Source organism: Streptomyces sp. NPDC060035 (genome assembly GCF_042736635.1).
Classification (GTDB): Bacteria; Actinomycetota; Actinomycetes; order Streptomycetales; family Streptomycetaceae; genus Streptomyces.
Genome location: NZ_JBHWVO010000049.1, coordinates 15,510 through 29,508, shown reverse-complemented (window position 1 = coordinate 29,508; position 13,999 = coordinate 15,510). Strand labels below are relative to the sequence as shown.

Here is a 13,999-nt window from a genome sequence, read left to right as displayed (position 1 = left end):
CGCCTGTCCTGGGATCCCAGGACAGGCGGCCACTCCTTTACGCGGACCGTCAGAGCTCGTTCGCGATCACGCCAGTCCGGAACGCTGCCCACTCCGAGGCCGTGAAGCACAGGGGTGCCCGGCCGGGGTTCTTCGAGTCACGAACGGCCCGACCGCCGTCAGGAAGTTCGGCGACTTCGACGCACTCATGCTCGCCCGCGCTGGCCGACGACTTGCGCCATATGACCTCGGTGAGATCCATGCTGTACAGCTGCGTCTTGCGGTCCTTCACTCGCGGCTTCTCTCTTCCATTTGTCCGATCAGTGCCAACGTATCGTCCATCGAAAGCGCCGCAGCGACAATCCGTTCGAAGGCATCGGCAAAGATTCGGACCTCGTCCACTCCCTCCACGTAGGTCGCGCCGGTGAGGTTCTCCAGTGTGATGACATCGGGCATCGGGCCAGGGAAGTTGGCCAGGGTGAAGCCTCCCGCGCCACCTGGGTGAGGTGTGGCAGCCAGTGGCATGACCTGGATGGTCACGTTCGGCATCTCGGACACGTCCAGCAGGCGGCGTAGTTGCTCCCGCATGGTTGCCGGACGCGCAGCGAAGCGCTGGTGCAGTACTGCTTCGTGGATGACCGCCCAGACCTTGAGTGGATTGTCTGGACGAGTCAGTACCGCTTGGCGGGCCTGTCGTACTTCCGCGAGAGCGGCGACCTCCTGGGCAGTGCGTGTGGTCGCGTTGGCCGCAATGGTCTCGCGGGCATAGGCGGCGGTCTGGAACAGCCCAGGGACGACCAACGGGGCGTAGGCGCGGATGCTGGCTGCGTCCGACTCCAACGAGATGTAGTCCGCGTATGACGGCGCTACGACGCTGTTGTACGTCTGCCACCACCCCTGCTTGCGTGCGTCCTTGGCCAGGTCCTCCAACGCTGCGATTACGTCTGGCTCCGCCATGGCGTATGCCTTGAGCAGGGGTGCCACTTCGGCCGGCCGGATGTATCCGACCGCGTTCTCGATGCGCGACAACTTGGGCGCGATCCATCCCATCGCCTTCGCTGCGGCGTCGAGACTCAACCCTGCCTCATTGCGGTAGCGACGCAGGGCTTCCCCGAGGCGACGCCGTCGGACAGTCGGTACAGGGCGCATGTTCGGCATGGCTGGAGTCTGGCACTCAGTCAGCAAGCAAGTCCATGGGAACAAACTAACTATCGCTCAATTCGGGTAACAACGTTGCGAGTTCGAATGTGCGTCGTTCACTCTTGAGCCACGTCGTCGCCCCGTAAGGCGTTAGCCGGATCGGTTGCGGCCAAGTGGCAAGGAGGCTCCGTGCTCCATCCCCTCGCCCGCATCACCCCCACCGCCGCCCTGGGTCACTACCTCACCCCCACCCCCACCGGCTTCGCCCTCCACGTGTCCGCCTCCCCGAGCAACCTCCGCGCGGCCCGCGGCCTCACCGAGGCGACCCTCCTCGGGGCAGAGGTGGCCCCCGACCTTGTCGACTCCGCCCAGCTCGTCCTCTCGGAGCTCTACGGCAACGCCGTCCACGCCTGCGGCGACTACGTCCCCCTGATCGCCGAGGTCGAGTCGGCCGCGACCGGAGTCTGGGTCCGGCTCCACGACCCCGACCGACGTCGACTCCCTCACTGCACAGGGGTGCAACTTGATGACCCTGCAGCCGAGTCCGGCCGCGGGCTCCCGCTCATGGATCTTCTCGCGCCCGGCTGGGACGTCGCGCTGACACCCGTAGGCAAGCAGATCCGTTGTCTGCTCCCGCAAAGTCGAAACTGATCGAACGCAAGCCCAATTATCGTATTGACGCTCGATTTGGCAGGTTGTCAGTCTCTGGGGGTAGTGTCTCGGTTACGCCGAGTTGAGCGTTCAACTGTGTTGCTGGCGCCGAGCGTTGGGGAGACGGTGCATGGTCGGGCGAGAGTTGTCACCGGCGGATCACCAGGACAAAGAGATCCGCACGGTCCTTAAGCGGCTCATAGCTGACGGCTGGACTCTGCATAAGGAGGGGCACTGGGGTCGCCTGTACTGCTCCTGCCCCGGTGGGGGCTGCCTCACCATCCCTGTCCCGGGCACTGCGAAGAACCCGGGGCGCGCGGCACGCAACCTAGCGCGGCGCGCGAAGCTCTGCCCGCTCCCGGAAGGTGACCCGCGCCGTGCCCCTGGTGGGGGCGTTGTCGTTTGACAACGTAGGGGTCCTGGGTAAGCCTGCCTTCACAGGGGTGGCGAACCCTGGCGCGCAGGCATGTGACAGCACAGCCAAAGGGGACGAGGGCGAGATGGAGTACGAGTTTCTATTCGTCGTGGACGGCATCAGCGTGGACGACGACCTGGCGGTCGGCGTTATTTTCGACGAGTTCGACGGGCTGCTTACCCAGCACAGGGACAAGCACCTGCTGGATCTGTCCGAGTCGGGGGACAGTGCCATCGACGCCGCGCATCGCCTGGTCGTACGACTGAGAAGCGCTCTGCCCCAGCTACGGCTGCTGCGACTGGACCCGGATCTGGTGGGCGTGTCGGACGTCGCCGAGCGGTCGGGTCGCAGTCGGCAGAACGTCCTCCAATGGGTGAACGGCGAGCGACGAGCGGACGCCGGTGCGTTCCCGGACCCGGAGGGCACGGTCGGGCGCTCACTCGTCTGGCGCTGGGCCGAGATCAACGCCTGGCTGGCCGGCCTCGGTAAGCCTGTCGGCGACGCGGGAGCGACCCGTGAGGACGCACTGCACATCGACTTCATGCTGCCCCGCTGGCGACAGGTACTCGACGACGGCTTGCCGATCGTGCGGTTCGTGCACGCGCAGGAGGACGAGCGGTCAGGCGACCGGGCGGGCGTGGCGCGCCTGCTGGAAGGCACCCTCTCCGCCCCTGGGCTGCTGGAAATGATCTCGGCCTTTCCACGGGCCCAACGGCAGCGGCTGACCGTGGTCTGTGCCGTGCTGCCGGACCGGCTAGGCGCTGTGTCGTCGAAGATCCATGAAGACGAGACCTACGTGATGCTCGCGTTCCAGGGAGACAAGAACGAGCTTCATCTCATGCCGATCGCCGCACGTGAAATTCCAGGGTCACGGCCCGTATCGGAACTGGGACTCGGGGACGACGCGACCGTCGGTGACCTGCTGCTGGTCACCGTGAACGGCGCTGTGGAGCCGACCACCCCCGTCGCCCTCGACTGAACACTGCGCGGCCCCACGAAAGGAAGTTGTGCCCACCGCATTCGAGATCAGCGCCCGTGCCGTCCGTCTGGCAGCGACCGTCCTCGCCGAGCATCTCCCGGACGGCCTTCCCTTCCGTGAAGTGAAGCGGTTGATCCACCGGGCCGATCCCGCCCTGACCGGCGACTGGATCGCCGCTCGGGGTCCCAGGGCGAAGAGCGATGTGGACACCAACCTCGGCTACACCGCGACCGCGCTGAGCAAGGCCGGGTGGCTGACCCGCGCCAACCGCATCTGGCGGCTGACCGGGCTGGGTCTGGAAGCGCTCGGGAACTACCCGGAGGGGATGACTTTCCTCTGGGAGGCGCACGCCCGCTACGACTACTGGGCCGGCCGGCGGACCGGCTTCGACGCCGCCGCCAAGATCCTGTCCACGCTGCCCGATGAGCGGTGGGTGAGCCTGGAGGACCTGGCGGGCGAGTACGACGTGGACGCGGAGGCGCTGGCCGCCTGCTTGCAGGGAACCCGCCCCGATGGCTGGCATCTTGCCCTCTCGGAAAACGGCGTGGCAGGAGTCGGGCTTCCTCTGCTGCCTGCGGAGACCGAGGCGTGGCGGCTGCTCCTCGAACGGGACGAGCTGCTCGACGAGGCCGGGTCGAGCCTCGATGTCGTACGGGCACTGTCCGACAGTCGCCTGACAGCCGAGGAGCTCACCGCGCTCGTGCTGGGGGAGGAGCCCGGTCAGGAGGGCGTTCCGCATCGCCCGCGCCGGGTCTGGATCATCCGGGGCACGGACCAGCGGGGTGCCAGCCTGATCCGTACCCTCTGGCGCGACGAAGGCGTGGTAACACTGCCTGCCGACAGGCTGCCGCCCCTCCCGCAGGGCACAGGCCCGCAGCGGGTCCGTAAAGCCGTCGACGACGCCGACTCCGGAGCGACCGGCGCCCAGCGTGACCGCCGGGCCGAAGAGCTCCACATCTTCCTCTCCCGGATACAGGAGGGGGACATCGTGGTGTGTACCGACGGCCCCAAGGCGTATCTGGGCGTGGTGCGGGGTCCTGCCGACTACTCGGCACCGAACGACGACGCGGCCCACTACACACGGTCTGTCGCCTGGCAGAACCTCGATGCACCGCTCGACTTCGTCCGGGACCTGCCCAGTGAGCTGACAGGCCGAGTCGCCGACGCGGACGCACGCATCGTCGACATCAGCCACTTCGCGTCCCGTCTTGAGCCGCTCGTGGGACCGGAGCCCGAGAGGGCCGCTCCCCCACGCGATATCGAGGCCCGGCTTCCCGATGTAACCCAGGAACTCGCCGACGGGCTCTTCCTGGACGGCACTCAATGGCTGCAGGAGTGCGTCGAGCTGCTCCGGGGTAAACCGCAGCTGATCTTCCACGGTCCGCCCGGCACGGGAAAGACCTTCACCGCTCTCGCGCTGGCCCGCCATCTGACGGGCGGCAGTCTCAGCAACGTACGACTCGTGCAGTTCCACCCGGCGTACACCTACGAGGACTTCTTCGAGGGCTTCCGCCCCCGGCTGCCGAAGAAGAAGCCGTCCGACAGCCGGGCCGACGAGCGGAACAACGACACTGCGACCGGCCTTGCCTTCGACCTGGTCCAGGGGCCGCTGCGCAGGCTCGCGGATTCCGCGCAGGAGCGTCCCGCCGAGGTCTTCGTCCTGGTCATCGACGAGATCAACCGCGGCAATCTCGCCAAGGTCTTCGGCGAGATGTACTTCCTGCTGGAGTACCGCACGGAGTTCGTGCATCTTCTCTACGGGTCGGACGAAGGGCGAGGCTTCCGGCTGCCGCCCAACCTCTACATCATCGGCACGATGAACACGGTCGACCGGACCGTGGCGCTGATGGACGCGGCCATGCGCCGCCGCTTCTCCTTCATGGAACTGCACCCGGACGTCCCCCCGCTCACCGGGCTGCTGAGTCGCTGGCTCGATGCCAACGAGCACCCGCAGGACGCCGCGCTGCTGCTCGACGAGCTCAACCGCCGCATCGCCGAAGGGCCCGCGACCGACCGGGACTTCCGCGTCGGGCACTCGTATCTGATGCAGTCCATGGCCCACAGCAGCCCGCGCGCCGTGGACCTGATCTGGCGCACCCAGGTTCTGCCACTCCTCACCGAGTACCACTGGGGTGACGGTACGGAGATCGAGGAAACGTACGGCCTGCCGGGCATCAGGGAACACCTTGGACTGAACCCGGGGGAGCAGGAGGAGACGGGTCGGCCGGGCAGCGACGCATGACGCATGAGACGCACGTACAGCTTCGTGAGGGCGGGCCCTGGTCCGAGTGGTCACTGACGCCGGAACAGGCGTGGGAGTTGGACCGGTCCGAACTCGTCGACGTACGGGCCGCAGGCCGTGCGGGGATGAGCAGGCTGCGGGCCAAGGACCAGGTGGGAGCCGTCCGGCTCGGGCGCGGTGCCGGCCGGGTACGGCTGTCCATCGACCCGAAGATTTCGGTGGACCGGCTCATGTATCTGCTCGGGTATGCGCCGGACCGGCTGGTCTGGAAGGAACAGCAGGTCGACGCGGTGGCACGCGCCGATCTCCTGCCCGCCGTGGCGCACGCCTTCAACCGTGCCACCCGGAGGGCACTGCGATCGGGACCCTTGTTCGGCTACCGGGAGACCGATGACACCCTGCCGGTGCTGCGGGGCAGGCTGAGAGCGTCCGATCAGCTGAGCAGGCACCGAGGACTCATGGTGCCGCTGGAGGTGACGTACGACGAGCACACCGTCGATATCCCGGAGAACCGGTTGCTGCTCGGTGCGGTGCGCAGGCTGCTGCGAGTACCGGGCCTGGAGCCCCGCCTTCGTGCGGAGTTGCAAGGATTCGCTGCTCAGTTGGACGGCGTGACACCGCACAGGCCCGGGGCGCCGTTGCCGGCGTGGCAGCCGAGCCGTCTCAACCAGCGCTACCAGCCGGTGCTCGCTCTGGCCGCGCTCATCCTGCGCGGGGCATCGTACGAGTTCGAGAACGGACGCACGGTCGCCGTTGATGGCATGGTGTTCCGGATGTGGCAGGTCTACGAGGACTTCCTGGGCCGTGCGCTCGGTGAGGCACTGGTCACTGCCGTGGGCGGTAGGGCGGAGCCTGCAGACCGCAATCACTACCTCACTGCCGGGCGTCGGCACCTGCTGATGCCCGACCTGTTGCACTACCTGCCCGGCGAGTCCGGCGTATCGAAGCCCGCGATCGTGGTGGACGCCAAGTACAAGCGTGGCTTTCATCGTGATGACCTCTACCAGATGCTTGCGTATTGCGTACGGCTTGGGCTCGACGACGGCCACCTCGTCTACGCCGGCGGGAACCCGAATGTGGTGCGGGTGCCGGTGAGTGGCGGTGAGATAAGGCTGCACCGGCACGTGCTGGATCTGGGTTTGCCGCATCAGCAGCTGAGGAGCCGTATCGACCGGCTTGCCGTAGCCCTCGCAAAGTCGCTGCCCACGAGCCCTCGTGCAACGGGGGCACCGTCCACAGGCGTGTGGCTTCCGGCCTCTGGGCCCGTGCCTCCTTCGTTGTAGGTGCAATTCGCGAATGCAGGTACTTTTGGCGGTGGACGTTGAAGGGAGCCACTCGTGAGTACGATCTCTGTCCGTGAGTTCTCGTACAACCCGAGTGCCGTCTTCGCCCGTGGACAGGGGCGAGGCGGTCCAGACGACTCGCCACGACAAGTCATCGCCCTTGTCCTCCCGAGCTTCGGGCCCATGTCGCGTACTCCGACCTGGTTGCACAGGGGAATGCGGCTCAAGTCAGCCGCCACCTCCGAACTTGCCAGCCTGGCCGCGTACGAGCTTCCTGCGGACGCATCCGGCCCGATTGCCTTTCTTCTCGCCGAACGGGAGGAGGGCGACCGTTGATCGGCGTCTCGCGCGGACCCCGCCGTCATGGTCGCTGAGATCTTCCTCAGCGCAGGAGTCCGGGATCTGGCTGCCAGCGTTCCTGCCTCCCTGTGGTTCCTGGACGCCATCCACGTAGCGAGCGCGCTGGCGATCGGCGATGCCATCGATTCTCTTTGATCACCCACGGCAATCGGATGCTCGATGCGGCCCGCGAGGCAGGGACTGGCTGCATTCGCGCCTGGCACGGCGGACTGAGGCGGCGGCCGCGACTGTGGGAACCCGACAGTCGCGGCACTGCGGCGCTGTCACAGGACGATTCTCCTTATCCGGCACGGTACCGATAGGTTTTCGATGTACCAGACCGCTAGGGAAAGGGTGATCCGTTGAGCCGCTCGGTTCTCGTCACTGGAGGAAACCGGGGCATCGGCCTCGCCATCGCGCGCGCATTCGCCGACAACGGCGACAAGGTCGCGATCACCTACCGCTCCGGCGAGCCGCCCCAGGCGCTCACCGACGCGGGCTGCCTGGCGGTCAGGTGCGACATCACCGACACCGAGCAGGTGGAGCAGGCCTACAAGGAGATCGAGGAGAAGCACGGTCCTGTGGAGGTGCTGGTCGCCAACGCCGGTATCACCAAGGACCAGTTGCTGATGCGGATGTCCGAGGACGACTTCACGTCGGTAATCGACACCAACCTCACCGGCACCTTCCGGGTCGTCAAGCGCGCCAATCGCGCGATGCTGCGCGCCAAGAAGGGCCGCGTCGTCCTCATCTCCTCCGTCGTCGGTCTCCTCGGCTCGGCGGGACAGGCCAACTACGCCGCGTCCAAGGCGGGCCTCGTCGGCTTCGCCCGGTCGCTGGCCCGTGAGCTCGGCTCGCGGAACATCACGTTCAACGTCGTCGCACCCGGGTTTGTCGACACCGACATGACCCAGGCGCTCACCGATGAGCAGCGCAAGGGCATCGTGTCCCAGGTGCCGCTCGGCCGCTACGCGCAGCCCGCTGAGATCGCGGCCGCGGTGCGCTTCCTCGCGTCCGACGACGCGTCGTACATCACTGGAGCCGTCATTCCCGTTGACGGCGGATTGGGCATGGGTCACTGATCACCATGAGCGGAATTCTCGACGGCAAGCGCATCCTCGTCACGGGTGTGCTGATGGAGTCGTCCATCGCGTTCCACACCGCGAAGGTGGCCCAGGAGCAGGGCGCCGAGGTCATCCTGACGGCGTTCCCCCGGCCGACCCTGACCGAGCGCATCGCCAGGAAGCTGCCCAAGCCGGCCAAGGTCATCGAGCTGGATGTGACCAACGACGAGCACCTGGACCGGCTCGCGGGCCTGGTCAAGGACGAGCTCGGTTCGCTGGACGGTGTCGTGCACTCCATCGGCTTCGCGCCGCAGGACGCGCTCGGCGGCAACTTCCTGAACACCCCGTTCGAGTCCGTCGCCACGGCGATGCACGTCTCGGCGTTCTCGCTGAAGTCGCTCGCCATGGCCTGCAAGCCGCTGATGAGCGACGGCGGCTCGATCGTCGGCCTCACCTTCGACGCGCAGTTCGCCTGGCCCCAGTACGACTGGATGGGCCCGGCCAAGGCCGCTCTGGAGGCCACCTCCCGCTACCTCGCCCGTGACCTGGGCAAGGAAAGCATCCGCTGCAACCTGATCTCGGCCGGACCGCTCGCTTCCATGGCCGCCAAGTCCATCCCGGGCTTCGGCGAGCTCGCGGACGTCTGGAACCACCGCTCCCCGCTGGAGTGGGACATGGCCGACCCCGAGCCGGCCGGCCGCGGTGTCGTCGCGCTGCTCTCGGACTTCTTCCCGAAGACGACGGGCGAGATCATCCACGTCGACGGCGGCGTGCACATGATGGGCGCCTGAGCCCCGGAGAACCGCTCACGGCCGCGTACCGACTCCCTCGCGAGGGAGCGGTGCGCGGCCGTCGTGCGTCTCAGGTCGAAAAGATGGTCGATCCACCGCAGAATGTGGGGAACCGGACTTTTGGTCAGGCTGTGGGGAGGAGATCGCTGTGTTGCGCTCCACACGTCGCCGAACCTGGGCCCTCATGGCCGCCGCGGCTGCCGTCGCCGGTCTCCTCGTCCCCGTCGCCGTGAACGCGGCGAACCGGGCGGGGGCCGGGGCGGCCGCACCCCTCGCGCCGGTTCCGGAACCCTCGGGTGCCGAATGCCGTACGTCGGTCGACGGCTCCCGTGTCGTCGCCTACTGCCACAACCCGCACTCCACCACCGATCGCGTCCAGCTCCACACCGAATGCAGCCGATGGTGGGACATCGACGCGGACGGCGAGACGGTCGTGGTCCAGCCGGGCCGGACCGTGCGCCTCGAGGACCGGTGCTGGAAAGAGGTCGGCTCGGCCTGGGTCAGTCACAGGCTCTGAGGGTCTCCTCGGACCCAGGGCCTCGGGCTCGGGGTCTCGGGCCCGAGGGCTCAGACCCGCTCCCTCAGGCAGTGCAGCGCATGGCTCGCGGCCTCGGCGGCGGCCGTTTCGGCGTCGCCCGCCCGGATCGCCTCGACGAGCCGTGCGTGGTCCATGTGCTCCTCCGGGCGCAGCTCGGAGCCCACGTCGTCGCGCAGATAGTCGCGGAGCAGGTCGTTCAGGTCGGCGTAGAGCTCGGTCAGCACGTCGTTGTGCGAGGCGGCGACCACGGCGAGGTGCAGCGTCGCGTCGGCGGCGACGAAGGCCTCCGCGTCCCCGGCTGCCCAGGTCGCCTCGCGCCGTGCCATCAGCGCGTCCAGCTGGCGCAGATCCCGCTCCGTACGCCGGGCGGCGGCCAGTCGGGCTGCCGAGGACTCCAGCGTGGAACGCAGCTCGGCGATGTGGCGCGGGTCGGCGTCGGCGAAGCGGCGGTGCATCACGCCGGCGAGCTCGCTGGTGGCGACGACGTACGTACCCGATCCCTGCCGGATGTCCAGGAGGCCGTTGTGCGCCAGTGCGCGCACCGCCTCGCGCACGGTGTTGCGGGCGACCCCCAGCTGCTCGACCAGCTCGGGCTCGGTGGGAATCCGTGAGCCCACGGGCCACTCGCCCGAAGTGATCTGATTCCTCAGCTGGGCAATCACCTGGTCGGCGAGAGCCGAACGCCGCGGAGACGTCAGCGCCATGGTGCTCCTTGCTCGGGGTCCGTGGAACGGGGTTCTGGTCGTGCCGGATGGAGCGTGTGCCCGAATTCTCTCAGGAGGGAGAGACCCGGAGTGGACAACCAATCATCCCATGATTCTATGATGGGCCTCATGCCCGACGACGAAACCCGGACCCTGAGCCCCGCCACCGGCTGCGGCGCTCCGACCCCGAGCGCCCCTGCCTCCCGGACGGCTGTCCCGGGTCCGGGCCCTGCCCCGTGGCTGCTGCGCCTGGTCCTCGTCGGTCTCGTCCTCGCCGCCCTCAATCTGCGGCCCGCCATCACCAGCCTCGGCCCGCTCCTGGAGGAAGTGCGGGACGGGCTGCACATGAGCGGCAGCGTCGCCGGGGTGCTCACCTCCGTACCGCCGCTCTGCTTCGCGCTCTTCGGCTTCATGGCGCCGCGGCTCGCCCGCCGGTTCGGACCGGGCGCCGTCGTCTGCGCGGGCATGGTCGCCATCGCGGCGGGCCTGCTGATCCGTCCCTTCGCCGGCAGCACGGCGGGGTTCCTCGCCGCCAGCGCCCTCGCGCTCATGGGCATCGCCGTCAGCAACGTCCTGATGCCTGTCATTGTCAAGCGCTGGTTCCCGGACCGCGTCGGCAGCATGACCGGCCTCTACTCGATGGCCCTGGCCCTGGGTACCGCGCTCGCGGCAGCCATCACCGTGCCCATGACCGACGCGCTGGGCGGCAGTTGGAAGACCGGACTGGCGGTCTGGGCCGCACTCGCCGCCGCAGCGATCCTGCCCTGGGCCGCGCTCGCACGGGACCGCAGCAGCGCCCACGGAGAGCCCGCCGGACACCTCCGGCAGCAGGCCCCCGCCCTCAGGATCACGCGCAGCCGCACCTCCTGGGCGCTGGCCTGCTTCTTCGGCCTCCAGGCCACGGCCGCGTACATCACCATGGGCTGGATGCCGCAGATCTTCCGCGACGCGGGGATCCCGGCAGGCACCGCAGGTGTCCTGCTCGCCGTGACCATGGCCATGGGCGTGCCCCTCGCCTTCGTGATCCCCCGGGCCGCCGCCCGTCTGAAGAACCAGGGCCCGATCGTCCTCGTCCTGGGCGGCTGCGGGCTCCTCGGCTACGCGGGCCTCTACCTCGCCCCCGCGGGCGGAGCCTGGCTCTGGGCGCTGCTGCTGGGCATCGCCAACTGTGCCTTCCCGCTCGCGCTCACGATGATCGGCATGCGCTCGCGTACCGGCGCGGGCGTGGTCAGGCTCTCCGCCTTCGCCCAGTCCACCGGCTACCTGCTCTCGATCCCCGGCCCGCTGCTCGTCGGCGTGCTCTACCAGCACAGCGGTGGCTGGGGCCTGCCGATCGCCCTGATGGCGGGGCTCATGGTGCCGCAGATGGTGGCGGGAGTACTGGCGGGGCGGGACCGGACGATCGAGGACGAATGCTGAGATGCGAGACTGGACCCATGCCAGTGCTCGATCCGAATCCTCAGAACGGCCAGAAGAAGCTTCTCCTCGTCCTCGGGGCGATGCTTCTCATCGGGGCCATCATCGGTGTCATCGCCACGATCGCCTCGCCCTCCTAGAGGTCGTGGCGCGAGGGTGGTGCTAGCCCCCCGTCCCCTAGGGGGCCAGGTTCAGGGTCGAGTGGGTGGGTCACCGGATGGGACCGCCGCCCTGTGATCCGTAGGTTCTAGGTATTCAGAGCCGAGGACCCACGGAGGCGGACATGTCGGCCCGTATGCACCCCCGGACCCACCGCCCGGCCCCGGACAGCGTCGAGGTCCGGCTGCCGTGGTGGGCCGTCGCACTGCCCGCTGTCGCCTTCGCCGCCCTCCTCCTGCTGATCCTGGGACCCGACGAGGCGCACGCCGCTACCGGGGATCCCGCGATCGGACGACTGCTCGGGCGCATCCTGGAGCTGCTTGCCGCCTGACCGTCCTCGAACAGGAAGCGCACAGGTCACCCGGCGTCATTCACCCTCAACGGGGTAGCACGTCAACACCCTGCGCCCGGACACACATTTCGTGCGAAGCTGAGGTGTATGAGCGCCGATACACCTCGCAGGATCGTCCTTCTCAGGCACGCAAAGGCGGAATGGTCGCAAGCGGCCGACCACGAGCGGCCCCTGGCCGAACGGGGGCGGAAGGACGCCCCCGTCGCCGGCCGCAGGCTCGCCGATTCGGGCACCGTCTTCGATCTGGCTCTGTGTTCGACCGCCACCAGGACGCGCGAGACCTGGAAGCTCGCGGTCCACGAGTTCCCGCAGCGCCCCAGGACCGTGTACGAGGAGAGGCTGTACGAGGCCTCCCTCGGCGAACTGATCGCACTGTTCAACGAGATCCCCGACGATGTGCGGAATCTGCTGGTCATCGGCCACAACCCCGGTATGCACGGCGCGGCGGACGCGCTCTGCGGCCAGGCAGAGGGGGAGACCCTCGCCCGGATGACCAGGGACGGTTTCCCGACGGCCGCCTATGCCGTGGTCGAGTTCTCCGGCTCCTGGAAGGGCCTGGAGCAGGGCGTGGGCAAACTCGCCGAGTACTGGACGCCGAACGACTGAGCAGGACGCACGAAGGGGGCCCCGGCACAGCGCATCAGCTGTGCCGGGGCCCCCTTCGTATGCAGGCGTCGGGAGGGCTCAGTCGACGAGACCGTCGGCTGCCTCCACCTCCTCGCGGGTGATACCGAGCAGATACAGAACCGTGTCCAGGAACGGGACGTTCACCGCTGTGTGCGCCGCCCGGCGGACGACCGGCTTGGCGTTGAACGCGACGCCGAGACCGGCCGTGTTCAGCATGTCCAGATCGTTCGCGCCGTCCCCGATCGCCACCGTCTGCGACAGTGGCACCCCCGCCTGCTCGGCGAAGCTGCGCAGCAGCCGGGCCTTGCCCGCGCGGTCCACGATGTCGCCCACGACCCGGCCGGTGAGCTTGCCGTCGAGGACCTCCAGCGTGTTGGCGGAGGCGAAGTCGAGCCCGAGGCGTTCCTTGAGGTCGTCCGTGACCTGGGTGAATCCGCCCGAGACCACGCCGACTTGGTAGCCGAGCCGCTTCAGCGTACGGATCAGGGTGCGGGCACCCGGGGTCAGCCGGACCTCGGCCCGTACCTTCTCCACCACCGACACATCGAGCCCCGCCAGCAGCGCCACACGTGCGTGCAGCGACTGCTCGAAGTCGAGCTCGCCCCGCATCGCCTGCTCGGTCACCTCGGCGACCCTGTCCTCGCAGCCGGCATGGGCCGCGAAGAGCTCGATGACCTCGTCCTGGATGAGCGTCGAGTCCACATCCATGACGACGAGCCGCTGCGCCCGGCGGTGGAGCCCGGCCGACACGACGGCGATGTCGACGCCGATGCCGGCGGCCTCGGTTGCCAGCGCGGTCCGCAGCTCCTCCGTCCCGGTGCCGGACACCGCGAACTCCACCGCGGTGACGGGGTACTTCGCCAGACGGAAGATCCGGTCGATGTTTCCGCCGGTCGAAGTGATCCGGGCCGCTATGGCCGCCGTCGACTCCGCGGTCAGCGGGTGCCCCAGCACGGTCACATGGGAACGGCCGTCGCCACGGGGCCGGTTGTCGCCCGTACCGGAGATGATCTCGGCCTGCAGCTTCAGCGACTCCGCCCAGCTGTGAACGGTCGCCCGGAGGTCGCCCTCCGTCGTACCGTCCGAGACCGGCGAGGTGACCAGCGCGCACAGGACGATGCGGCCGCGGGTGACCACCTGTTCGATGTCCACGACGTCGACGGAGTAGGCGGCCAGGGTGTCGAAGAGTCCGGCGGTGATGCCGGGGCGGTCCTTCCCGAAGATTTTGACGAGAAGAGTGGGTGTGTCTGTGCCCTGAGGGGACTCAGGGAGCTCAGGAGTCCGGGGAGACTGAGGTGCGCTCATGGTGGTTCCACCGTA

Annotated in this window: 16 protein-coding genes; 12 read left to right on the top strand and 4 right to left on the bottom strand. The window is 68.3% G+C overall.

Going from position 1 to position 13,999, the window contains the following annotated elements; all coding sequences use genetic code 11:
* Positions 1-49: 49 nt before the first annotated feature.
* Together ACFWBQ_RS37085 and ACFWBQ_RS37080 are read right to left on the bottom strand one after the other, a co-directional pair.
* Positions 50-271 carry a DUF397 domain-containing protein gene (locus tag ACFWBQ_RS37085; RefSeq protein ID WP_385508083.1) on the bottom strand — a complete coding sequence of 74 codons (222 nt, stop codon included), beginning with the start codon at positions 269-271 and terminating at the stop codon, positions 50-52.
* Entirely contained in the window at positions 268-1,137 is an 870-nt protein-coding gene (locus ACFWBQ_RS37080) for a helix-turn-helix domain-containing protein (protein ID WP_385508080.1), read from the bottom strand. Before ACFWBQ_RS37080 ends, ACFWBQ_RS37085 begins: the two co-directional genes overlap by 4 nt.
* 171 nt (positions 1,138-1,308) lie before the next feature.
* Between ACFWBQ_RS37080 and ACFWBQ_RS37075 the strand changes: the two genes are divergently transcribed.
* The 8 genes from ACFWBQ_RS37075 (at position 1,309) to ACFWBQ_RS37040 (ending at position 9,400) form a co-directional block, all read left to right on the top strand.
* Entirely contained in the window at positions 1,309-1,770 is a 462-nt protein-coding gene (locus ACFWBQ_RS37075) for an ATP-binding protein (protein WP_385508078.1), read from the top strand.
* A 500-nt stretch (positions 1,771-2,270) separates the two neighbouring features.
* Entirely contained in the window at positions 2,271-3,164 is an 894-nt protein-coding gene (locus ACFWBQ_RS37070) for a helix-turn-helix transcriptional regulator (RefSeq protein WP_385508075.1), read from the top strand.
* Positions 3,165-3,192: 28 nt separating this feature from the next.
* Positions 3,193-5,406, top strand: coding sequence for an McrB family protein (locus tag ACFWBQ_RS37065; RefSeq protein WP_385508074.1), 2,214 nt, complete (start codon positions 3,193-3,195; stop codon positions 5,404-5,406).
* A complete protein-coding gene (locus ACFWBQ_RS37060; RefSeq protein ID WP_385508071.1) occupies positions 5,403-6,689 on the top strand; it encodes an McrC family protein in 1,287 nt (428 codons plus the stop codon). Before ACFWBQ_RS37065 ends, ACFWBQ_RS37060 begins: the two co-directional genes overlap by 4 nt.
* Before the next feature lie 363 nt (positions 6,690-7,052).
* A complete protein-coding gene (locus ACFWBQ_RS37055; protein ID WP_385508070.1) occupies positions 7,053-7,184 on the top strand; it encodes a hypothetical protein in 132 nt (43 codons plus the stop codon).
* A 206-nt stretch (positions 7,185-7,390) separates the two neighbouring features.
* Positions 7,391-8,110: a 3-oxoacyl-[acyl-carrier-protein] reductase gene (gene fabG, locus ACFWBQ_RS37050; RefSeq protein WP_385508067.1), complete on the top strand. Its 720-nt coding sequence runs from the start codon at positions 7,391-7,393 to the stop codon at positions 8,108-8,110.
* Positions 8,111-8,115: 5 nt separating this feature from the next.
* Positions 8,116-8,883: an enoyl-ACP reductase FabI gene (gene fabI, locus ACFWBQ_RS37045; protein ID WP_385508063.1), complete on the top strand. Its 768-nt coding sequence runs from the start codon at positions 8,116-8,118 to the stop codon at positions 8,881-8,883.
* A gap of 151 nt (positions 8,884-9,034) precedes the next feature.
* Entirely contained in the window at positions 9,035-9,400 is a 366-nt protein-coding gene (locus tag ACFWBQ_RS37040; protein WP_385508087.1) for a hypothetical protein, read from the top strand.
* Between the two features lie 50 nt (positions 9,401-9,450).
* Here ACFWBQ_RS37040 and ACFWBQ_RS37035 read toward each other — a convergent pair whose 3' ends face one another.
* Entirely contained in the window at positions 9,451-10,125 is a 675-nt protein-coding gene (locus ACFWBQ_RS37035; protein ID WP_385508061.1) for a FadR/GntR family transcriptional regulator, read from the bottom strand.
* A gap of 129 nt (positions 10,126-10,254) precedes the next feature.
* On the opposite strand from ACFWBQ_RS37035, the gene ACFWBQ_RS37030 reads away from it, so the two are divergent.
* The 4 genes from ACFWBQ_RS37030 to ACFWBQ_RS37015 all read left to right on the top strand — a co-directional run bounded on the left by ACFWBQ_RS37030 (position 10,255) and on the right by ACFWBQ_RS37015 (position 12,658).
* Positions 10,255-11,544 carry a CynX/NimT family MFS transporter gene (locus ACFWBQ_RS37030; RefSeq protein WP_385508058.1) on the top strand — a complete coding sequence of 430 codons (1,290 nt, stop codon included), beginning with the start codon at positions 10,255-10,257 and terminating at the stop codon, positions 11,542-11,544.
* A gap of 17 nt (positions 11,545-11,561) precedes the next feature.
* A complete protein-coding gene (locus ACFWBQ_RS37025) occupies positions 11,562-11,681 on the top strand; it encodes an SGM_5486 family transporter-associated protein (protein ID WP_385508055.1) in 120 nt (39 codons plus the stop codon).
* 143 nt (positions 11,682-11,824) lie between these two features.
* Entirely contained in the window at positions 11,825-12,031 is a 207-nt protein-coding gene (locus ACFWBQ_RS37020) for a hypothetical protein (protein ID WP_385508051.1), read from the top strand.
* A gap of 108 nt (positions 12,032-12,139) precedes the next feature.
* Positions 12,140-12,658 (top strand): SixA phosphatase family protein, encoded by a 519-nt coding sequence (locus ACFWBQ_RS37015; RefSeq protein ID WP_385508049.1) that lies wholly within the window; start codon positions 12,140-12,142, stop codon positions 12,656-12,658.
* 78 nt (positions 12,659-12,736) lie between these two features.
* Here the strand turns inward: ACFWBQ_RS37015 and serB are convergent, their stop codons facing one another.
* Positions 12,737-13,984 (bottom strand): phosphoserine phosphatase SerB, encoded by a 1,248-nt coding sequence (gene serB, locus ACFWBQ_RS37010; RefSeq protein WP_385508046.1) that lies wholly within the window; start codon positions 13,982-13,984, stop codon positions 12,737-12,739.
* Positions 13,985-13,999: the final 15 nt, after the last annotated feature.